Annotated in this window: 17 protein-coding genes; all 17 read right to left on the reverse strand. The window is 36.0% G+C overall.

The genetic code is table 11. From position 1 onward, the window contains the following. Nucleotides 1-4: 4 nt before the first annotated feature. Nucleotides 5-1,492: a UxaA family hydrolase gene (locus NBE98_RS07360; protein ID WP_250814306.1), complete on the reverse strand. Its 1,488-nt coding sequence runs from the start codon at nt 1,490-1,492 to the stop codon at nt 5-7. Next, a complete protein-coding gene (locus NBE98_RS07365; RefSeq protein ID WP_250814307.1) occupies nt 1,489-2,940 on the reverse strand; it encodes a tagaturonate reductase in 1,452 nt (483 codons plus the stop codon). Before NBE98_RS07365 ends, NBE98_RS07360 begins: the two co-directional genes overlap by 4 nt. Nucleotides 2,941-3,052: 112 nt before the next feature. Further along, entirely contained in the window at nt 3,053-3,442 is a 390-nt protein-coding gene (locus NBE98_RS07370) for a hypothetical protein (RefSeq protein WP_250814308.1), read from the reverse strand. A 76-nt stretch (nt 3,443-3,518) separates the two neighbouring features. Next, on the reverse strand, nt 3,519-4,541 hold the full coding sequence (locus NBE98_RS07375) for an ABC transporter substrate-binding protein (protein ID WP_250814309.1): 1,023 nt from the start codon (nt 4,539-4,541) through the stop codon (nt 3,519-3,521). Between the two features lie 62 nt (nt 4,542-4,603). Then, on the reverse strand, nt 4,604-5,611 hold the full coding sequence (locus tag NBE98_RS07380; RefSeq protein WP_250814310.1) for an ABC transporter permease: 1,008 nt from the start codon (nt 5,609-5,611) through the stop codon (nt 4,604-4,606). Between the two features lie 60 nt (nt 5,612-5,671). Then, on the reverse strand, nt 5,672-7,180 hold the full coding sequence (locus tag NBE98_RS07385) for a sugar ABC transporter ATP-binding protein (RefSeq protein ID WP_250814311.1): 1,509 nt from the start codon (nt 7,178-7,180) through the stop codon (nt 5,672-5,674). 463 nt (nt 7,181-7,643) lie between these two features. Next, nucleotides 7,644-8,591, reverse strand: coding sequence for a sugar kinase (locus NBE98_RS07390; protein WP_250814312.1), 948 nt, complete (start codon nt 8,589-8,591; stop codon nt 7,644-7,646). Nucleotides 8,592-8,879: 288 nt separating this feature from the next. Next, nucleotides 8,880-10,208 carry a 6-phospho-alpha-glucosidase gene (locus NBE98_RS07395; RefSeq protein ID WP_250814313.1) on the reverse strand — a complete coding sequence of 443 codons (1,329 nt, stop codon included), beginning with the start codon at nt 10,206-10,208 and terminating at the stop codon, nt 8,880-8,882. Nucleotides 10,209-10,223: 15 nt separating this feature from the next. Next, on the reverse strand, nt 10,224-11,813 hold the full coding sequence (locus tag NBE98_RS07400) for a PTS transporter subunit EIIC (protein ID WP_250814314.1): 1,590 nt from the start codon (nt 11,811-11,813) through the stop codon (nt 10,224-10,226). A gap of 182 nt (nt 11,814-11,995) precedes the next feature. Next, nucleotides 11,996-12,721: a MurR/RpiR family transcriptional regulator gene (locus NBE98_RS07405; protein WP_250814315.1), complete on the reverse strand. Its 726-nt coding sequence runs from the start codon at nt 12,719-12,721 to the stop codon at nt 11,996-11,998. Nucleotides 12,722-12,934: 213 nt separating this feature from the next. Next, entirely contained in the window at nt 12,935-14,002 is a 1,068-nt protein-coding gene (locus NBE98_RS07410; RefSeq protein WP_250814316.1) for an XdhC family protein, read from the reverse strand. Between the two features lie 49 nt (nt 14,003-14,051). After that, entirely contained in the window at nt 14,052-14,528 is a 477-nt protein-coding gene (moaC, locus tag NBE98_RS07415; RefSeq protein ID WP_250814317.1) for a cyclic pyranopterin monophosphate synthase MoaC, read from the reverse strand. Nucleotides 14,529-14,807: 279 nt separating this feature from the next. Continuing rightward, nucleotides 14,808-15,188 carry a RidA family protein gene (locus tag NBE98_RS07420; RefSeq protein ID WP_250814318.1) on the reverse strand — a complete coding sequence of 127 codons (381 nt, stop codon included), beginning with the start codon at nt 15,186-15,188 and terminating at the stop codon, nt 14,808-14,810. A gap of 111 nt (nt 15,189-15,299) precedes the next feature. Continuing rightward, a complete protein-coding gene (gene xdh, locus NBE98_RS07425; protein WP_250814319.1) occupies nt 15,300-17,921 on the reverse strand; it encodes a selenium-dependent xanthine dehydrogenase in 2,622 nt (873 codons plus the stop codon). Between the two features lie 37 nt (nt 17,922-17,958). Then, entirely contained in the window at nt 17,959-19,347 is a 1,389-nt protein-coding gene (gene hydA / locus NBE98_RS07430) for a dihydropyrimidinase (RefSeq protein WP_250814320.1), read from the reverse strand. A gap of 132 nt (nt 19,348-19,479) precedes the next feature. Further along, nucleotides 19,480-20,847: a nucleobase:cation symporter-2 family protein gene (locus NBE98_RS07435; RefSeq protein WP_250814321.1), complete on the reverse strand. Its 1,368-nt coding sequence runs from the start codon at nt 20,845-20,847 to the stop codon at nt 19,480-19,482. A gap of 62 nt (nt 20,848-20,909) precedes the next feature. Continuing rightward, the gene (ssnA, locus tag NBE98_RS07440) at nt 20,910-22,238 is read right to left on the reverse strand and encodes a putative aminohydrolase SsnA (protein ID WP_250814322.1); all 1,329 of its coding nucleotides are present in this window, start codon (nt 22,236-22,238) and stop codon (nt 20,910-20,912) included. Nucleotides 22,239-22,257: the final 19 nt, after the last annotated feature.

The following is a 22,257-nucleotide window of genomic DNA, read 5'->3' on the forward strand; positions in this document are numbered from 1 at the left end:
TTGGTTAGAGTGTTACTCCGGTTTTAAATATTGATATTTCCCTATAATCATTCTTTTCGTTATTTACATGTTCTCCATTAGCTACTTTCACTAGGTAATTAACAAAATCCTCCAATACCCTGCTCATAGCCTCATTTTCCAGCAGAATTCCTGCATTAAAATCAATCCAGTGAGGCTTCAATTTATAAAGCTGTGTATTGGTTGATATTTTCATTGTAGGAACAAAGCTTCCAAAAGGAGTTCCTCTGCCTGTTGTAAATAAAACCATGTGGCAGCCTGAAGCTCCTAAAGCTGTAGCAGCCACCAAATCGTTTCCCGGTGCATTTAAAAGGTTTAAGCCTTTCTTTTTAAGTACTTCACCATACTTTAGAACATCTACAACAGCAGCCTTCCCCCCCTTTTGAACACAGCCTAAGGATTTTTCTTCAAGCGTAGTGATTCCACCTGCTTTGTTTCCTGGAGATGGGTTTTCATAAACTGGCTGCTTGTGTTCTATAAAGTAGCTTTTAAAATCATTTATTAAGTTAACTGTCTTATCAAAAACCTCTTCATTTATAGCTCTATTCATTAGAAGGGTTTCAGCGCCAAACATCTCTGGAACCTCTGTAAGAACAGTTGTACCTCCCTGAGAAATCAAATAATCTGAAAAAGCTCCTAATAGAGGATTTGCTGTAATTCCAGAAAAACCATCAGAACCTCCACATTTTAATCCAATTTTCAGTTCATTTATGGAAGCTTTCTCACGAGTATCCTTTATCATATTCTCGTAAAGCTCTTTCAGTAATTTAACCCCTTCTTTGATTTCATCGGAAACCTCTTGAGCAATCATGAACCTAGTTCTCTTTTCATTATACTGACCTAAGGAGGCAATAAAATCCTTCATTCCATTATTTTCACAGCCAAGTCCTAATACTAGTACTCCTCCTGCATTTGGATGCTTTGCCATATCACCTAAAATAGTTCTAGTGTTAATATGATCGTCCCCTAATTGAGAACATCCATAGTTATGCTTGAACACTTTAACTGCATCAATATGTTTTACATTAACTTCTTTAGTAAAACTGTCAAGTATCTTTTCAGCTATTCCATTTACACATCCTACAGTTGGAATTATCCATAACTCATTTCGTATACCTATATCACCATTTTCACGTCTATAGCCATTAAAGATTATGGATGACCTTGGGCTAGTTAATTCATTTAATAGTTGATTAAATGAATATTCTACCGAACCTGCTAAATTAGTTTTTACATTGTGAGAATGAACATGCATGCCTTTTATAATACTTTTTTCTGAATGACCTATAGGAAATCCATACTTTATAATATTTTCTCCTTGTTGAATATCCTCTATAGCAAACTTGTGCCCCCTGATAATGTCATCTGATAGTTTTAGCTGAATTCCGGATTCATCTATTATGGAACCTGCAGATAAATCCTCAAGAGCTACAGCCACATTGTCTCTTTCATTTATCTTTATAAATTTCTTCATAATATAATCTCCTGTAATGCCTTTTTCATACCTAGGCTTTCTATTTTATTCAGGTGTTCAAAAACCATGTCTGTTAATCCATCTATGTCGTTCAAGTCTAATTTCCATACTTTTTTTAGAGCTAAAACTTCTTTTACAACTTTAAGCAAATCTTCTTTGCTTCCCTTATTATCTTCCCAAATATTACTTATAAATTCTAGTACATCTTTATCATCTGACAAAGTAATTTTTTCTCCAGCTCTTTCACCTTTATAAAAGCTTATTAGTGCTGCTAAAGAAAATGTTAACCTTGCTGGCAGCTTCCCTGTGCTATTTTTATATTCCAGTATCGAAGGCAACACTCTAGTTTCAAACTTACTCATAGAATTTAGGGATATGCTCATTAAATAGTGGTTTATATATGGGTTTCTAAATCTATCCAATACATCCTTTGCAAAGCTTTCTAACCCTTCTTTTTCTGAATTTAATGTAGGAATAATTTCATCGAAAATTGCTTCTCTGATATATTTGCCAGTATCATCATTTTCCACAGCATCTCTAACAGTTTCTAGGCCATATAAATATGCTACGGGCATCATGGCTGTGTGTGCACCATTTAGTATTCTAACTTTTCTAGTACGGTAAGGAGTAAGGTCATCAACAACTAATACATTTAGGCCGAGTTTGTGGGCAGGGAATTCCTCTTTAAGCCACTGAGGTCCCTCTATTACCCAAAGATGAAACTGTTCTGCTTCTACTAAAAAGCTATCTTCAAAACCTAATTCTTTTGTAATTTGCTCTATTTTATCCTTAGGATATCCAGGTACAATCCTGTCAACTAAGGTGTTGCAGAATAGATTTGCTTTATTAATCCACTTTACAAAGCCTTCCTCTAGTTTCCATAGTGCTGAAAGCTCTAAAACTATCTCTTTTAGTCTCTCTCCATTTTTTTCTATTAACTCACAAGGCAGGATTATTAGCCCTTTAGTTACATCTCCATTAAAAGCCTTATATCTGTGATATAAGAATGAAGTCAATTTTCCTGGAAAACTGCTTTGAGGTGCATCTTCTAATTTGTCTTCTTCATTAAATACAATTCCTGCTTCTGTTGTATTTGAAACCACAAATCTTAACTCTGGATTTTCTGCTGCCTTTAAGTACTCTTCATATTGATTGGCAGCACTAATAGCTCTAGTAATACAATTAACTACTTGTTTTTCACTTACAGCTAGTCCGTTTTTTATTCCATTTATATATAAAGTATACAATCCGTCTTGTTCATTGAGTTTAATGGCCTTATCAGCTCCTCTTGGCTGAACTACTAAAACACCACTATTGAAGTTCAATTCTTTGTTCATACTGTCAATAATCCAGTCAGTAAAAGCTCTTAAAAAATTACCTTCACCAAACTGAATAATTCTTTCAGGGTATTTTTTATAGTCTTCATAAATTGATTTATTAAGTTTCATTTTTCCTCCTATTTTGCAGATAGAATTATTCATTTTAAAAGAAACGGTAGAGTATTATGCTTCCTCTACCATTAAGATATCTATATAATAGTTTTTAAGCCTTAAGCTCCTTTTAACAGTTAGAGAGAATATTTCTAGAAGCAGCCCTCAGTTCCTCGATTGAAGGATATTCAAGGTTTTCATCTATGGATAAATCTACATTTAAAAGAGCATGTATTCCAGCTTGTATTTCAGGAGTAGCTTTAATAGGGCTATGTTTTACTTTGTTAGCTGCCTCATCAAAACCAATAGCATCTTCTCCTGTAACACCTTGTTTAACAAGAATGTAGTGCATTAGCACATATCTTGGATTTTCCTTTGGAAACAGTTCAGACAGAAGTTCCATTATTCGATCTTTTTGATCATCACCATATGGGAAAATACGTTTGGAATAAGCCTCATAACTTCTTTCCTTCTCTTCCTTGCTTTTAAAACTAAATAGATCTCCAAATATACCTGACATATCCATCACCTCATAATTGCAATTTTCTTATATGGAAAAACCTCCTGCAATTGCTTCCAGGAGATTTTTTCACTAATTATTTCTTTGTAGGGTTAATTACTGCTTTAACTTCATCTTTATCAATATTTACTTTATCAACAACTTGAACACCAGTATCGATAAGCTTTTGAGCAGGTTTCTTTCCATTTGCTAAATCAAAAGCAGTCTTTACGCCTTCATAACCCATCATATATTGCTTTTGAAGAATTGTAGCAACTTCAAATTGTCCTTCTCTAATCATTGTTTCGATTTCTTTAGAGAAGTCAAAACCTACCATAACTACATCATTACGCTTAGCTTCTTTTAAACCAGTAACGAAACCAACTGTACTACCGTTGTTTGCACCGAACACACCTTTTAAGTCAGGATAAGTTGTTAAGAAGTCTTGTGTAAATCCAACAGCTTTTGTTATATCGCCATCATTTACTTTTACGTCTTTATTTAATACTTCCCAAGTTTTTGGAGCATTTGCAGTCCAATATTCATTAAATCCCTTTAGACGATCAATTATTGTTTGAGATCCACTGTTACCAATCTGGATAGCAACTTGTGCCTTAGCAGTTTCAGATACACCTTTGTTCTTTAAACGAGCTATCATTTCTTTTGCTGCTGTTTTACCAGCTTCTACATTGTTAGTCATTAGTGCAGCACTATAATTTTCTGTGTTAATCATAGTATCTACAATCACAACAGGAATATTAGATTTAAAAGCATCTGTTACAGGGTTAGCCATAGCTGTGCTATCTACAGGCCCAATTACAATCGCATCTGATTTAGCAGATACAGCATCTTGAAGCTGTTGAACTTGTTTCTCTATTTCTGCTTCACTTGCAAGACCAGTAACAACTAAGTTTACACCTAATTCTTTAGCAGCGTCTTTAGCACCTTGCTCAACAACTGACCAATATTGATTACCAAGAATTTTAGTTAAGAAGTAAACAGTTTTTTGCCCTTCTTTTTTCTCTGCTGCTGTTCCTTGTGTACTCGCTGTCTTTGAACCGCAAGCTGCAAGACCTAAAGTCATAACAGTACTTAATAATATTGCAATTGCCTTTTTCATATAATTTCTCTCCCTTAAATTTTATTTTTATATTGGCGAGTTTTCACTCGCTAATTACTAATTTATTTGCTCTTTTTGTGACGTCTAGCTTCCATAGCAACAGCGCCTACTAGAATGACACCTATTATAATCTGCTGCCAGAATGAACTAACACCATTTAGGTTCAAACCGTTTCTTAGAACACCCATGATAAGTGCACCGATAACAGTATTGATTATTGTACCTTCACCACCGTTGTTTGAAACACCACCAACTACTGCAGCTGCAATAGCTTCCAATTCGTATCCTTGTCCAGCCATTGGCTGTGCAGAAGATATACGAGAAGTAACTAAGATACCACATATAGCCGCTGAGAAACCACTCATGCAGTATGCAAACATACGAGTACCAACTGCATTTATACCGGAAAGTTTAGCTGCTTCAAGATTACTACCGCAAGCATAAATCTGACGACCAATACGAGTCTTAGCAAGAACAAAGTATAATACAAGAGCATATACAGCTGCTATAATAACACTGTATGGTAGACCACCGTTTATACGGCCACCACCTAAAACATAGAATGCATCTTGTACGGATTTACTTGGTATAGCATTTGTATAAATAGGTTTTCCATCAACTAGTACGTTAGCTAGTCCACGGAATACCCACTGTGTACCAAGGGTTGCGATAAATGGTACAACTCCAAGTACTTCAATAGAATATCCATTAACAATTCCCATTAATATACCGAATACTAGTGCTATAAGAATACTTAAGATTAAAGGAACACCAGCAATGAGCAGTACAGTTACGATAATACCCGATAACGCCATGGACGATCCTGCGCTCAGGTCGGTACCTCCGCATATAACGCAGAAAGTAAGTCCAACACCTATGATAGTATAGGTTACAACCTGCTGACCTATATTAATCAAGTTACTTGGTGCAAGAAACAGGTTAGGCTTTAGTATAGCAAATGCTGCGAATAGTACGATTAATGCTGTACCTGATAACATAGCCCTTTTTGTACTTACACTAAATCTATGAGCTGAAGATTCTTTTGGTTTGGCATTCAATGTCTGATTCAAGATAACAACCTCCTACAAGCGAAATATAATTTTAAATTAAAGAATATAAATGAGATTTAATTACTTAGCTTTCTTTTCAAGCTTGTTATAACCAGCTGCGTAATACATAATTTCTTCTTGAGTTGTCTTTTTTGTCTCTAACTCTGCATTTATTGTACCTTCATGAACTACCATTACACGGTCGCTCATACCAAGGATTTCAGGTAACTCAGAGGAAATCATTATGATAGCAACTCCCTGGTCACTTAAACGATTAAATAGTTCGTATACTTCATATTTTGCCCCTACATCTATACCTCTTGTAGGCTCATCAACAATTAAAAGCTTAACATTATTACAAAGCCATTTTGAAAGTACTATTTTCTGTTGATTACCACCACTTAGGTTTCCAACTGACTGACGAAGGCTAGGGGTTTTAGTTCGAAGCATTTCTTTATACTTTTGAGCATTTTTACGGCCTTCTTTATCATCAATTATCCCAAAACGAGATAACTGATTTAAATGAGCCATGTTGGTATTGTACTCAACATCCAACTTTAATGCCAATCCATCAAACTTTCTATCCTCGGTTGCATAACCTATTCCGTGGGCAATGGCTTGTCCAGGAGATTTAACTTTAATCTCTTTTCCTTCCATAAATAATTCCATGGTGTCTGCTTTATCAGCTCCGAATATGCATCGGGCAATTTCAGTACGTCCAGAACCCATAAGTCCTGCAATACCAAGAATTTCTCCTTTGCGTACCTGCAACTTGTCCACGCTTACTATATTTTTACGACGAACATTTCTAGCTTCAAATAGCACTTCACCAATTTTTCTATCGTACTTAGGATACTTATCTTCTAAGGTACGTCCTACTATCATGTTTACAAGTTCATCAATTGTTATATCTTTATAATTACGGGTTCCAATATATTGACCATCACGTATGGCTGTAACTCTCTCACAAATTTGCTCCAACTCATTCATACGGTGTGAGATATAAACCATACCTACCCCCTTCTTTTGAAGGTTTCGGATTATCTCAAACAGCTTGTCAACTTCTTTGTCGGTAAGAGCTGCAGAAGGTTCATCAAGAACCAAGATACGGCAGTTTCTTGAAATAGCCTTAGCGATTTCAACCATTTGCTGCTGTGCAACACTCAAGGTATTTACAAGGGCACGTGAATCTATATCTATACCTAGCCCGTCAAGCACTTCCTTTGCATCTGCATGCAATTGCTTGTCACTGATAAATAAACCCTTCCTTGGTGGTCGTCCAATAAAAATGTTGTCTGCAACAGTCATATGAGGGCATAGATTCAACTCTTGAAATATAATACTTACTCCTAATTCTTGAGCCTTATTGACAGAATCAATATTTACTTCTTTACCTTCAATATAAATCTTACCGGCATCTGCACGGTAAACACCAGACATAATCTTCATCAAGGTTGATTTTCCAGCACCATTTTCACCAACAAGACCATGTACCTCGCCTTTGTTTACTGAAAGATAAACATTGTCTAAAGCTTTTACTCCTGGAAAGGATTTGCATATACCTTCCATTCGAAATAACTCTTCTGACATATTTCCACCTCTTTTCGTTTAATAAAAAAATCACAATATCAATTTAAAATTTCAAAAGTTATCGTTTACAAAATATTAGAATAATTGATTGTTAAAATATGGAATGTAATAGATAATTGCTTATTGCCTGGACTTCTTTTTATGAAAACATTTGCTGTCTTTCTATACTATAATGGATTTTAAAAATGTTAGATATGTTTTTTTTTGTCCTCAATATGTATTTACTTGCTGTATTTATTACCCACAAATGTTGTATCAAAACATGCAGACAATAAATATTTTTTTGTCAATCCTCTTTCAGACACTCGTATGAAGACGTTACCCCTGCTTACGGCAAAGCAAATAAAACACCCATATTTATAGTTTTTTTTAATATAATAATATAAGCAAGGGCAGTAGTTTTTAATGGAAACTACTGCCCTTGCTTATATTATTATACCTATACACTTACTTCAGCTTACCACTACCTGTCAATATAATTAGTAAGCCCCATAAATTGATTTACTTGAGAAAGAGTTGGAAAACCTTCAATATCTCCCTTGACCAGGGTAGCCATTGCACCTATTGCATTAGCAAGCTTAGCACAATCATGGAGACTCTTGTTTCTTAAATATCCTGATAAAAATCCTGCAGCGAAGCCATCACCAGCTCCAACTGTATCAACAGTCTTTTCTATAACATAACCTTCAACAAAAACTTCTTCCTTGCCATCTGATATAAAGCAACCTTTTTTTCCAACTTTTGTAGCTACTATTTTGCAGCCCATATCTAAAAAAGCTTTAGTTATTTCTTTGTAATCTTCTAAACCAAGCAGCAGTCTGCCTTCATCAATTCCTGGAAAAATAATATCAGCTTGCTTTGCTACATCCAGCAGCACAGGTTTTGCTTCCTCGATTGTCCAAAGCTTTAATCTAATATTTGGATCAAAAGATACTAGTACGCCATTTTGCTTAGCAATATCTATGGCCTTATATACACCTTCTCTTGCGCTTTTAGATAGGGCCAGAGTTATGCCTGTGATGTGAAGAATTTTTGCAGAAGCAATGTATCCCTCATCAATGTCGTTTTCTCCCATAAAGCTAGCTGCAGAATGCTTTCTGTAATAGTATATGTTAGGATTTGCATGAGCAAACTGCTCTTTAAATAAAAGCCCTGTCTGGTGTGTTTCATCAATAGACACTCTAGACACGTCTACTCCTTCTCCTCTTATGACAGATTTTATATATCTTCCAAACTCATCATTACCAAGTCTTGAAATCCATCCAACATTATGTTCAAGCCTTGCTAAAGCTATTGCTACATTTGATTCAGCCCCTGCTATGGACATATTAAAATTATGTGCATATCTTAAAGGTCCCTGTGAATCAGGGTTGAAAAGTACCATAGTTTCTCCAAGTGTAACAACTTCCATGAATAACACTCCTTATATCGTTTCATATTGTGAACTATAGTTTCATTATATGAAACAACCGTATTAATGTAAAGCTTCTCTAAACACAAATTACTTAGTTTAGGTTCTCTTAGATAGAATAATCTCTAAAATTCTGTTAATTTCTTAATTTTAAAAAATTTTAAAGGAGTAAAAGCATTTTATAAGCATGCTAAATATAATTAAGACATTTTCAAAAATTATATAGGTTCACATAATAAAAAGGTAAAGAGCGATTATAATTTATAATCACTCTTTACCTTTTTATCTTTACTTTAATTCCGGCCAATATTCCTTATTAGCTTCAATCATATCATCTAATATCTGTTTTGCAACAAAAGCAGATGGTATTGTTTTATTCATTGTAAATGCCATAAGAGCTTTTTCATAGGAGCCTTCAATTGCAGCTTCAACAACTAATTTTTCACAAGCTTCCTGCTGCTCTATTAAGCCTTTATAGAAAGTTGGAATTTCACCTACACGTATTGGCTCTGGTCCATCTTTAGTAATGTAGGCTGGTATTTCTACCATTGCATCATCTGGCAGATTCTTAACAGCGCCATTGTTTTCAACCATAACTAAATGTCTCTTTCTCAGGTCAAAAGTCAAGCTCATAGCTACCTCAACTATAAACTCTCCATGTACTCCTGTAAAGAATTGTGAAAGATCTATTGCCCCAGTAGCATTATATTGATCTACTGCATCAAAGATTTTCTTTTCTCTTCCTTCCATTACTTCATTAGCTCTAGTACGGTTTTTATCTGCATCTTTAACGATGCTGTCTCCTAGTAGATAATACTGCATATAAGTATTTGGAAGATACTTAGGGAACATTTTCATTATATGCTTAGCGTTGTCAAAAGTATGAAGCCAGGAGGCATCATTATGTCTTACTTCACTTCTTGAATCAGGAGGAATATACCCGTGCTCTCTCACATATGACTTTAATTCCTCTGTTTTATCTTCACCCTTGACTCTTATCTTCGTGAACCACCCAAAGTGATTCAAGCCAAAATAATCAGCTTCTATATCATGTCTATCGCAATCCAAAATATTAGCCATATTTCTCATGATTGCCACAGGCATATCGCATATGTTTAAAATTCTTGCTTTTGGTCTAAGCTTATGCATTGCTTTTGCAACAATAGCAGCTGGATTAGAGTAATTAACAATCCAATAATCTTTGCTAGCATATTTTTCACAGAAATCTATCATTTCAACCATTGGATATATAGTTCTTAGCCCATAAGCTAGTCCTCCTGGACCGCAAGTTTCTTGTCCAACTACATTATATTTTAACGGAATCTTTTCATCTAATTCTCTTAATTTATATAATCCAACACGCATTTGAGCAAATATAAAGTCCGCATCCTTAAAGGCTTCTTCTGGATTTGTTGTGAATATAAGCTTAACCTCTGGATCAAACATTTCAACTACTTGCTTTACGATGACTCCAACTTTATTTTGACGTTCTTCATTTATGTCATATAATCTCAGCTCCGAGATTTTAAAATCTTCTTTTTTTGTAAGCAAGCTTTTAACTATTCCTGGTGTATATGTGCTACCACCACCCGCAATTACTAATTTGAATGTGTTCATATATTATGTCCTCCTTTAAGCTATTGTTTCTAGAGCCTCATCTACAATGGTTCTAATCTTATTAATTGAAAGCCCGTAAACAACTTGAATATTGTTTCCTTTTTTAACAACACCAGCAGCTCCAGTAGCTTTTAGTGCTTTCTCATCAATAACACTATTATCTACTACATCAACTCTAAGTCTTGAAAAACAATTCTCTACATTTATAATGTTCTTTTTTCCACCAAGAGCATTGATAATCTGAAGTGCCTTTTCCCTATCGTCATTCACTGTGTTTTGTTGAGTTGCTTTCATCTGCTGTTTAACCTTTGAAGCATTTTCATTTAAATCAACAACGGAATCTGTGTCGTCATCTTCTCTTCCAGGTGTTTTTAAGTTCATTTTTTCAATCATGAATTTAAATACTATAAACATAACAACTATTTCTACTAGCCCCATTACTACATACATAGGCCAGTTAGTTCTAGCAATACCTGCTGGCAGGTTTAATACAAGGAAATCTAAAATACCATTTGTTGCGCACACTCTTACGTTTATTAAATAGACAAACATTTGGAACAGCCCATCAATGACAGAGTAAACAAACCAAAGTAATGGAGCTGCAAAAATAAATGTAAATTCTAGAGGCTCAGTAATTCCTGCAATTACTGCAGTTAAGGTTGATGGTATTAACTGAGCTTTTAAGTTATTGCGTTTTGCTTTCTTTGCAGTGAAATAGAACGCTAAAGCTACACCGATTACTCCAAAGGTTTTAACTAAACCATAGGTTAAGAATCTTGCTGAATCAGGCATCATCTTGATTGCAGGATCATTAAGCAATGCTAGAAATACAGGTTTAGCTCCAATGATATTTTCTCCATTAATAATCATTTGGTCACCTACCGCAGAGTATAGGAACGGAGACCAAATTAAGTGATGTAATCCTGTTGGAATTAAAAATCTGTTTAAGAATCCATAGATAAATACTCCCAGAGCTCCTGCAGTTTGCATAAAGCCTGTTAAAGCACTTATTCCACTTGCTACAGTTGGCCAAATATAAGTTACTAAAACACTAAACACTGCAACTACTGGTATCATCATAATAAATACAAGTTTGCTGTTGCCGTAAGGAGCCATAGCGCCTTTAAATTCTGTGCCTACATATCTGTTATGAATTACAGCCACTAGGATTCCTAGAATCATCCCTAGGAAAACACCCATATCTGTTACATGGAATCCAAGTTGAATTGTTTGTCCAGTACCATATAAAGCTCCAGCAGTATCTCCTTTAATTAATTTGCCAGATAACTCCAGCCACCTGCTGTTTGCACCTAAGAATAATATATAGGACATAATAGCTACAAATGCTGCTTCTGCTTTTTTCTTTTGCGCCATTCCCATTGCTATGCCAACACAAAACAGGATACTTAGGTTACCCATAATTGGTGACAGCATGCCATTAAAGAATTTTCCTATTGTCCAAATAACTCCTTTATTAGTAACAATAGCTGTGTTTGTAAAAACAGCTGTCAATGCAATTAACATACCTACAATTGGCAGAAATAATACTGGTCCAATCATTGATTTAGCAAATTTTTGCATACTGCTTACAATTTTGTCTTTCATGAAGAGTCCCCCTTATTAATTTTCTTTTGAACTGATTTTGTGAGATTATAATAGCATATTAAATTGTTGATGTTAACGTTTGTGAGCGCTTTAGCAACTTGTTGACCAAAAAGTAAACATGTTTACTTATAAAAAGGAAACTATCCCAACAATATAGCCTGTTGAGATAGTTTCCTTTTTTTCTATAATTTATTCATCACTTTATCTAATAAATATTCCATCACAATCATTACCCTTGCATAGAAGTAATTTGCTGTAATGTTTCTGTCATCCAGTTCTTTATCGTCTAGTATATGAAAGTTTAGATTTGCACGCTTAGCCATATAATTTATAGGCTTCCCTGTGAAAGTAATAATATCGAGCTTATTTTTAGCAGCATAATCTATTACTTTAGTAATGCTTTCTGTTTCTCCACTTTTTGATATTCCGATTACCATGGCTGCCCCTATTTGATTGGTGTCGTAAACACCATAGGAGTTTGTTTTAATACATTTAAAGCCCAGCACCATCATCTTTCTCCAGAAAAACTCCGCTATTGGATCTGAAAAACCAGTGGCTGTTATCAAAATAATATCTTCCCTGTGCTTAATAAGCATAGAGATAAATGAATCTATTTTCTCTTTCTCTATTTCAGCTATGAAGCTTGTAATTTCAGAAGTACGCTCCTGGTTCCTTTTATTATTTTTTATTATAAAGTTCAACCGGTAGACCATATCAATGTAGCCAGTGTATCCTAGTTTTTTTGATAATTTAATTATGGTAGCCGCAGAAGTATAATTTGAATTAGCTACTTCTCTAACCCCTTGTTTTAAAACTGCATCAATATTTTTCAGTATATATTCAAGTATATTTCTTTCCGTTTCAGTCAACTTGTAATTATCTGCAATTTTGTAGATATCAAACTTCATATTATGCCTCCATCATCTATCTGCTGCTTAAATTTTTTTATATTCCAAAACATATTGTTCTTAACCAGCATAAATATATGTTATTTTATTTAGACAATTTCCGCAAGTTTAAAATAATTAGATGCCTGCAAATAAAAAAAGCCCACCTAAATCATAGATGAACTTCTTATATTTTAAACTATTGAGTCATTGCTATATGCAAAAGCTAATAAGCTAAAATACTTCCACCAGAACTTCCATAACTCCACCGCATACCATGCCTTCAGACTCTGCCACGTCGTTAGTCATATCTACATGTTCTATAAGGAAGCCTTTATCTAGCATAAGTCCTCTTGCCTTTCTTATTACTTCTGCTTCACTGCAGCCTCCTCCAATACTTCCAACTGTTCTTCCATCCATATAGGCTATCATTTTGGCGCTGGCCTTTCTTGGTACAGAACCCTTTGAGGATAGTACTGTTATAAGTGCTTTTGGAACCTCAGTTGCTTCAATTATTTTTTCTGCAACCTCTATATCAAATTCAGGTTGTATAGATTTATCAGCTGAAGAATAAGCTGAGCTCATATTTTTATAGCTGATAAGCTGTGCTACTATTGAAACTGCTATTTCATCTGGCGTAACAGCTCCTATATCAAGACCTATTGGCGAGTGAACCTGATTCAGCTTTTCCTTAGAATAACCTTCCTCAAGCAATTCCTCCAACATTCCTTTAGCTCTGCGCTTTGAGCCAATCATGCCCACATACCTAAGCTCATGCTTCAGAACCTTTCTGAGTATTACTCCATCATACTTGTGCCCTCTAGTTACAGCAACAACATAATCGGAGCTTTTCAAAGTAATTTTATCAAAAACTTTTTCAAAGCTTTCACAAATTACTTCGTCAGCCTCAGGGAAACGCTGTGCATTTGCAAAGGAAGGCCTGTCGTCAACAATTGTAACAGAAAAGCCTACTCTTGCTGCAAACTCTGATAGAGGCTTTGATATATGACCTCCACCAAAAACTATTAGCCGAGGTTTGGGCGCAAAAGGCTCTATTAATAAGGCTTTTTCATCTTCCAAATTAACAATACGAATCCTCCCAGTGCTTAGACAAAGTTCTATTTCCTTATTAATCTGTTCTGTAAGCGGAATTAATTTATTTTTTACTTCCTCGTTTGCTAAAATTATCTTCGATGATATGGTGCCGCCTGTCTTATTATGCAGATCTAGATAGGTGAGCATTACACAACCTTCACCTAGGCTTAAATTATTCACTAATGCTTTGTATGCTTCTTCCAACATATTATTCATCCTTCATCTACAGTATAGTCTAATCTCGTCTTCTTCTAATTTAGTTTTTATTTTTTTCATAGGTGCCCGATTTGCCGCCAGTCTTTTTTAGCAAAACTATCTCACCTATTTCCATTCCCTTGTCCACTGCCTTGCACATGTCATATACGGTAAGAGCTGCAACCGAAGCTCCAGTTAGTGCCTCCATTTCAACTCCCGTACGATAAGTGCATTTGACTGTACTTATGATACGCACTCTGTTAGGCTCCTCTGCAGTAATATCTAGGTTAATGCCATCAATAGGCAGCGGGTGACACATGGGTATTAATTCATGTGTCTTTTTTGCTGCCATAATTCCTGCAATTCTTGCACAGGAAAAGACATCTCCCTTTGGAATGCCTCCTGATACAATCAACTTCAGAGTTTCCTCCTCCATGGTCACTACTGCCTGAGCTTTAGCTTCTCTACTAGTATTTTGCTTATCCCCCACGTCTACCATTCTAGCTGCACCATTTTTATCTATGTGCGTTAATTCCATGTTTTTCCCTCCTTCGAACTATTTATCTATATAAACTAAAATACTATTATTTTCATTCTTAATAACTTCATATCATTCATTTATCAGCCTTGTTATCTCTTTAAAATATATAGATTTTAAGCCCTATGACTTGCTGAGGATCATAGGGCCTTTTGGGCTTTGTTTTATTTTTACCTGTACTTTATTTTTTACCTATATTGTTTTACCTGTATTTTAATTTTGTTTTATAATTTTTTATTTAATACTGTAATTGGTGTATAAGTATTGCATATAAATTGATTAATCTAATAATGCAATAACTTCGATTTCCACTTTAGCATCCTTAGGAAGTCTTGCAACTTCAACACAGGATCTTGCTGGTGGGTTTGCTGTAAAATACTTTGCATAAACTTCATTCATTGCTGCAAAGTCATTCATATCTTTAATAAATACTAAAGTTTTTACTACCTTATCCAAGGAGCTTCCTGCTTCTTCTAAGATTGCTTTAACATTTTCAAGTGATTGAGCAGTTGCTTCTTTAATATCAGTAACCAATTCACCTGTTGCAGGATTTACTGGAAGCTGACCTGAAGTGTAAACAAAATGACCAGCTTTAATAGCTTGTGAATAAGGTCCTATTGCTCCTGGAGCATTATTTGTGCTAACAACTATTTTATCCATATCTTTTTCCCTCCTATTTAGTTTTAATTTATATATATAGAACCTGCTCCTTTTAAACAATGGGAAACTCCGACGAAAGAGTGAAGAAAGGAGCAGAGTTTCTAACAGTAGTTATTTTGCAGCTTTTGGCTTACGATAATAGGTGTTATCTAAAGGATAGTTATATCTAAACACACCATCCCTTTTGTAGTAAGCATTTTGAGCTGCTGGAGCTGCAACGATAGATGCAATTTCTCCGATGCCTTTAGCTCCGTATGCCACGCCATTAGGATCATTTCTTTCAATAAAATGACATTCAACAGGGGGCATTTGATTAGCTCTGAAAAGACCTAGAGTACCAAGCTTAGCTTGAGGAACTCCATCCTTTAGAGGGAAGTCTTCAGTAAGACCATAACCAAGGCTCATAGCAACTCCGCCTTCTATCTGTCCTTCAATGGAAAGAGGGTTTATTACCCTGCCGGCATCATGACTTGCAACAACCTTTACAAGCTTTCCTTCCTTATCAATAACAACAAGCTGTGTTGCATAGCCATAGGATATATGGCTAATTGGGTTAGGCTTTGAAGAACCAATTGGGTCAGTTGGGAATTCAAATTCTCCAATATATTCTTTGCCTTCTAATTCCTCTAAAGCTTTTTCTGCATCTAAATCAAGCTTTAGTTTGGATGCTGCAACACGTGCTGCCTCTCCAGTTAATACTGTTTGACGAGAAGCTGTTGTAGTACCAGCATCTGGTGTATATTTTGTATCAGGATTCTCTATGACAATTTTATCTGTAGTTAATCCTGTAGTTTCGCATACCATTTGCATTAAAACTGTTTGCAATCCCTGTCCTATAGCGGCTGCAGAAGATCTTACATGAACTCTTCCATTAACAACCTTTAAGTTGCAGCGACCTGGATCAGGCACACCTACTCCAAGACCTGCATTCTTCATAGCAGAGGCTATTCCTACAAAGTAGTCTGGATCATTTTCATATTTATCAAATTCTTCTTTTACTGCTTTAAGTGTAGCTGCCATACCAGTTCCTTCATCAGCTATCTGACCATTTGGAAGCACTTGGCCTGGTCTTATTGCATTTCTATAGCGGATCTCCCAGCCTGAAATACCAACTTTTTCAGCTAATTCATTTATAAGAGGTTCTACAGCTGCTGCAGATTGTGTCACTCCAAAACCACGGAACGCGCCTGCTGGAGGGTTGTTTGTATAATAAGCATTACCTTCAACATCTATATTTTGATAGTTGTATGGTCCACCAAGATGCGTACATGCTCTTTGAAGTACTGGACCACCTAATGATGCATAAGCACCTGTATCAGAAGTTAGTCTAGCCTTAACTCCTTGAAGTATACCATTTTCATCACAACCTATTTTTACAGATATCTCCATAGCGTGACGTTTTGGATGGTAATTTATACTTTCCTGACGGCTTAGCCATACTTTAACAGGTCTCTTAGTTAAGTAAGCACAAAGAGCTGCCTGATGCTGAACGCTCATGTCTTCCTTGCCGCCAAATCCGCCGCCTACTATAGCACTTTGGATTCTTACCTTTTCAAGAGGAAGACCAAGATAAGAGCTTATCTCATGGTATTCGTCATAAATACCTTGTCCGCCAGTTATAACCATAACTCCGTCTCCATCTGGAAGTCCAATTGCAGTTTCTGGCTCCATGAAGGCATGCTCTGTTGGTGGAACAGTAAAGGTTCCTTCTGCTATATATTTTGAGTTTGCAAGAGCAGCTTCTGCATCCCCTCTTTTAACTTCCTGATGACTTAACAAATTGTTCTCAGGAATTATAAACTTTCCAAATAATTTTAGGCCTTCTCCATGTACCTGAGGAGCACCTGGTACAGCTGCTTCCTTAGGACTTGTAACTGGCTTTAGTACTTCATATTGTACTTCTACAGCCTTAGCAGCTGCAACTGCCTGTTCCTTTGTTTCAGCAACAACCATTGCAAGGGTATCACCGATACACTTTGTTTCTTCTCCTATGTCTATCATTCCTGGCCAATCTTGTGCTAAATGGCCTATATATCTATTCCCTGGAATATCTTTTGCAGTATAAACTGCCACTACTCCCGGCATCTCTAAAGCCTTGCTTTTATCTATAGATAATACCAATGCACGAGCATGCTTGCTAAATACATTTTTACCATAGAGCATGCCTTTAAATTTGTAATCATCCACATACTTTGCCTCGCCTAGTGCCTTTGGAACAGCATCTACACGGCAAACTCTTTCTCCAACTTTTCCTGTTTGTTTTAATTCAGGAACCTCTAAGTTTTCTCTAAGCATTTTCGCAGCTAAAAGTATTCCATCTTCTATTTTAGCATATCCAGTACAACGACAGATATTAGTACGAATAGAATTTTTTACATCTTCTCTTGTTGGATCTGGGTTTTGGTTTATTAATGCCTTACCAGCTATAATCATTCCTGGAATACAGAAACCGCACTGTACAGCTCCTGCAGCTGCAAAAGCATAGGAATATACTTTTCTTTCTCTTTCAGTAAACCCTTCAATAGTTTGTACCTTTTTACCCTCAAGTTTTGAGAGCTTTTGTATGCAGGCACGGGTTGCCTTGCTATCTATAAGAACAGTACAAGTTCCGCAGGCACCTTCCTTACAACCGTCTTTTACTGAAGTTATATCAAGCTCTTCACGAAGGAAATCCATAAGAGCCATGTCTTTTTCATGTTGGTATTCCTTACCGTTTATATTAACTATAAACATTTTAGCTCACCTTCTCTCGTAAAATTGTTAATTTTTTCTAATTGTTCATCTGTTTTCTATAAACATACTTTCCCTTTGGTATATCTTCAACTAATTTTCCATCCTCAACTACTAATTCGCCATTAAGGAATACATGTTTAACTCTACCCCTTTGCTTAAAGCCTTCATAAGGTGTGTAATCTACATTTTGATGCTGCATTTCACAGGAAATCACACCTTCATATTTTGGATCCCAAATAACTATATCTGCATCACTGCCCAAGCTTATGGTTCCTTTTTGAGGGTACATTCCAAAAAGCCTTGCAGCTTTTTCAGAGGTAATCTCTACAAATTTATTTAAAGAAATTTTTTCAGCTGCCACCCCGTTTGTATAAAGAAGAGCCATTCTGTGCTCTACTCCTGGACCGCCATTAGGAATTTTCGAAAAATCATTTTTCCCTAGCTCCTTTTGTCCTTTATAGTTAAAGGAACAGTGGTCAGTAGCTGTTGTTTCTATATCCCCTTCTGCAAGTCCCTTCCATAAAGCCTCCTGATCTGGTTCCTTTCGAAGCGGCGGGGACATAACGTACTTAGCACCATTGAATTCATCTTGTTCTGTGCCTTCATAGCTCTTGTCATTTAAAAGAAGATATTGAGGACAAGTTTCTGCGTATACCTTAACCCCTCTTAATCTAGCTTCTTTTATAGCCTCAAGTCCAGCCTTTGAGCTTAGATGAACTACATACACAGGAGCACCAGCTATTTCTGCTATATTAAGAACTCTTGTAATTGCTTCTTTTTCCAAGCTTACGGGTCTTGTCAAGGAATGATATTTTGGTGCTGTTTGTCCTTCTCTTACCGCCTTGTTAACAAGAAGCTCTATTATGTCTCCGTTTTCGCAATGAAAGCCTATTAGCGCTCCTACTTCTTTGGATCTTTCCAAAGCTTCATATATGGCTCCGTCATCTACCTGCAGAGTTTTCTTATATGCCATATACATTTTGAAGGAGGTTATGCCTTCCTCTTTCATAGCTTCCATTTCAGAAGCTGTTGTCTTGTTCCAGTCCGTTATAGCCATATGAAACCCATAATTGCAATAGGACTTGTTATCTGCCTTACCGTGCCAAACCTTTACCGCTTCCTTTAAGGTCTTTCCTTTATCCTGAGTAGCAAAATCTATAATTGTAGTTGTACCGCCAATAAGGGCAGCCTTTGTACCAGTAGCAAAATCATCCGCAGTCACTGTGCTTCCCACATCTAAATCAAAATGAGTGTGAGGATCTATACCGCCTGGAAATATGAAGTTTCCTTCTGCTTTTATAACTCTATGCTTTCCAATTTCTATGTTCTCACCCATCTCAGCAATTTTGCCATCTTCTATAAGTACATCTACTTTTAAAGTTTTTTCTGAGGTAACAACCGTACCACCTTGGAGAATAACACCCATGTCATAGTCTCCTTTCATTGTTTATATATACAGAAGCGACTAAGCCAGCTGCACCATATTTTGTATGTTGCAGCGTGGATTTATCGCTGTGTCTACAATCTAATCATAAATACTCTTTTTCAAGCAGCTATATTAAGCACCTGCTGCAACTTCTTTTTCAGCTTCAAGTTCAGCCTTCTTTTTGCTTCCAAACTCATTAAATACTAAATTAAGTACTATAGCAGTTATACAACCTGTGGTCATACCGCTTTGAAAAATAGTATTCACCCAACTTGGAAACCCTTTATAAAAGTCTGGAATTATTAATGTTATCATTGATATTCCTATGCTTACCGCTATAATAATTCCATTTTTAGTACCATCAAGCTGAACAGATCCAAGAGTTTTAATTCCGCCTATCATGATCATTCCAAACATCATAAAACCTGCTCCTCCTAGAACTGGATTAGGAATCGCCGCAACTAAAGCAGCAAATTTCGGAAAGAATCCTAGTACTAGCAGTATGGCGCCAGCAGCAGCTCCTGTATATCTGCTCTTAACTCCTGTCATATTTACAAGACCAATATTTTGTCCTAGAGCTGTTCTTGGGAAGGTATTAAACATACCTCCAATCATGGTAGTTAGGTTATCTGTTCTTAATCCTCTAACCAAAGTCTTCTCATCTAGAGGCTTTCCTACTATTTCATGCAGAGCTATTATGTTTCCTGTAGCTTGTGTCATTATAACAATCATAACCAACGTCATTGATATGACAGCCGTTATATCAAAATTGAACTTTCCAAAGTAAAAAGGCATATCAAAGCTTATCCACTTTGCTTGTACGACACCTGAGTAATCAACCATATGGAACATTGAAGCTACTATGGTTCCAATAATTAAGCCTAACAGTATAGCTATATTGTTCCAAACTCCTTTTAACACCTTATTTAATATAAGGATAGTTACCAAAACAAATAATGCTAAAAATATATTTTTAGATTCTGGTGATGTAAGATTATTGTTTGCTGACCATTTAATTGCCACAGGTATAAGGCATATACCCATTGTTGTTATAACCGTACCAGTTACTACCTTCGGAAAAAACCTTAAAAGCTTTCCGAAAAATGGTGCAATGATAAGTCCAATTAAACCGGCTGCAAAAGTAGCGCAAAATATGGTGCCAAGGGCCAAGGAAGCATCTGACTTATATTGAAGCCCTATGGCTACCATTGAGCCTACAGCTGCCATGCTTGCTCCTTCAATTAATGGAGCTTTCGCACCAGCAAATCCTTTTAAGCCTAAGCTTTGTATTAAAGTTGCAACACCTGCCATGAGAAGGTCTGCATTAATCAAAAATACAATTTGTTCTCTACTAAGTCCTAAAGTGTTTCCTATTATAAGCGAAACTGCTACTCCGCCAGCACACATAACTAAAACATGCTGAAAACCAAACATTAAAAGCTGACTTAGAGGAAGCTTCTCATCTACAGGGGCAACCTTAGTATTACTTTTCTTACTCATTTTATTACCGCCGTTTCCACATAACAGATTTCGCTGTTATGCTAATCTTATTTTTAGTTCATTTATACTCTTTTCCATAGTTTTTCTGCTACTTCTCTTGATTTTGAAATTATTCTTTCTTCATCTATAATAAGAAGTTCTCTATTTTTCATTAGTATCTTTCCATTTACTATTGTTGTGTCTACACATCTTCCTGTCATTCCAAATAGTATATGCCCATTTATATTTGTCTCTGTCATTGGCGTATGAGGGTTGTAATCCACAACAATTACATCAGCATAAGCTCCCGCTTCTAGTACGCCAACTGGTTTGCTAAAGTATGCCTTAGCAATATCCCTGTTGTTTTCAAAGAGCATTTGTGGAACTTCTCCCCAGGCTACTCTTGGATCACATAATTGATGCTTGTGAATTATATTTGCCACCTTCATTGATTCGAACATATCAGAAGTATAGCCGTCTGTTCCTAGACCAACTTTAATTCCTCTTCTCATCATTTCAATTACTGGAGAACAGCCTACTGCATTCCCCATATTTGACTCAGGATTATGAACTACATTTGTTTTTGTAGCCTTAAGTATGTCCATTTCCATTCCGTTGGTATGGATGCAGTGCACTGCTATAGACTTATCACCTAATATATCAAAGTCTAAAAGTCTTTGTACTACTCTCTTTCCGTACTTGTTTAAGGAATCATAAAGATCATCTATACCTTCTGCTGTATGAACATGGTAACCTGCATTAAGCCCTTCCATTGCCTCTTTGCATTCATTCAAGGATTTATCTGACAATGTAAAGGAAGCATGCAGTCCAAACATACCTTTAAGCATATCCTGCTCGTCAGTATTAGCATATTTTATGAAGTTAACATTTTCTTCTATTCCTTCTCTTAAAACAGCTTCTCCATCTCTGTCAGACACTTCGTAACAAAGGCTGCTTCTTATGCCTAGCTCTTTGCTTACTTCTCCGATAGTAAACAGGCTGTCTTTAGCCGCGAAAGGGCTTGCATGGTGATCAAATACCGTAGTTACACCGTTCTTTATGCAATCTATAAGAGTTGAATAAGCACTGTATTTTGTATCCTCTAATGTAAGCTTCTTATCAAGTCTCCACCAAAGTTTTTCAAGAATTCCTATAAAGTTTGCTCCTGGTTCACCGTCAAGGGCCATACCTCTTGCAAAGCTTGAGTATATGTGGTGATGAGCATTTATAAGTCCAGGCATTATAACTTTGCCTTTTGCATCTATAAATTCCGCATCTTTATACTTGCTTTTAAGTTCATTATAGCTTCCAACTTCTACGATTTTATTTCCATCGATAGCTACACAACCGTTTTCTATTAGAGGCTTTGCTGCATTTTGAGTAATAACTCTTCCATTGCCCACTAAAAGCATTAATCTTCACTTCCTTTCT

The sequence above is a fragment of the Clostridium swellfunianum genome (genome assembly GCF_023656515.1).
GTDB classification, from domain to species: domain Bacteria; phylum Bacillota; class Clostridia; order Clostridiales; family Clostridiaceae; genus Clostridium_AT; species Clostridium_AT swellfunianum.

Bases quoted from the DNA above. Each gene is read 5' to 3' on its own strand.
- moaC (WP_250814317.1), bottom strand. From the start codon at position 14,528: ATGGAATTAACGCACATAGATAAAAATGGTGCAGCTAGAATGGTAGAC.
- NBE98_RS07405 (WP_250814315.1), bottom strand. From the start codon at position 12,721: ATGAAGTTTGATATCTACAAAATTGCAGATAATTACAAGTTGACTGAA.
- ssnA (WP_250814322.1), bottom strand. From the start codon at position 22,238: ATGCTTTTAGTGGGCAATGGAAGAGTTATTACTCAAAATGCAGCAAAG.
- NBE98_RS07395 (WP_250814313.1), bottom strand. From the start codon at position 10,208: ATGAACACATTCAAATTAGTAATTGCGGGTGGTGGTAGCACATATACA.
- NBE98_RS07400 (WP_250814314.1), bottom strand. From the start codon at position 11,813: ATGAAAGACAAAATTGTAAGCAGTATGCAAAAATTTGCTAAATCAATG.
- xdh (WP_250814319.1), bottom strand. From the start codon at position 17,921: ATGTTTATAGTTAATATAAACGGTAAGGAATACCAACATGAAAAAGAC.
- NBE98_RS07410 (WP_250814316.1), bottom strand. From the start codon at position 14,002: ATGTTGGAAGAAGCATACAAAGCATTAGTGAATAATTTAAGCCTAGGT.
- NBE98_RS07390 (WP_250814312.1), bottom strand. From the start codon at position 8,591: ATGGAAGTTGTTACACTTGGAGAAACTATGGTACTTTTCAACCCTGAT.
- NBE98_RS07375 (WP_250814309.1), bottom strand. From the start codon at position 4,541: ATGAAAAAGGCAATTGCAATATTATTAAGTACTGTTATGACTTTAGGT.
- NBE98_RS07365 (WP_250814307.1), bottom strand. From the start codon at position 2,940: ATGAAACTTAATAAATCAATTTATGAAGACTATAAAAAATACCCTGAA.
- NBE98_RS07370 (WP_250814308.1), bottom strand. From the start codon at position 3,442: ATGTCAGGTATATTTGGAGATCTATTTAGTTTTAAAAGCAAGGAAGAG.
- hydA (WP_250814320.1), bottom strand. From the start codon at position 19,347: ATGGGTGTTATTCTCCAAGGTGGTACGGTTGTTACCTCAGAAAAAACT.
- NBE98_RS07360 (WP_250814306.1), bottom strand. From the start codon at position 1,492: ATGAAGAAATTTATAAAGATAAATGAAAGAGACAATGTGGCTGTAGCT.
- NBE98_RS07420 (WP_250814318.1), bottom strand. From the start codon at position 15,188: ATGGATAAAATAGTTGTTAGCACAAATAATGCTCCAGGAGCAATAGGA.
- NBE98_RS07385 (WP_250814311.1), bottom strand. From the start codon at position 7,180: ATGTCAGAAGAGTTATTTCGAATGGAAGGTATATGCAAATCCTTTCCA.
- NBE98_RS07435 (WP_250814321.1), bottom strand. From the start codon at position 20,847: ATGAGTAAGAAAAGTAATACTAAGGTTGCCCCTGTAGATGAGAAGCTT.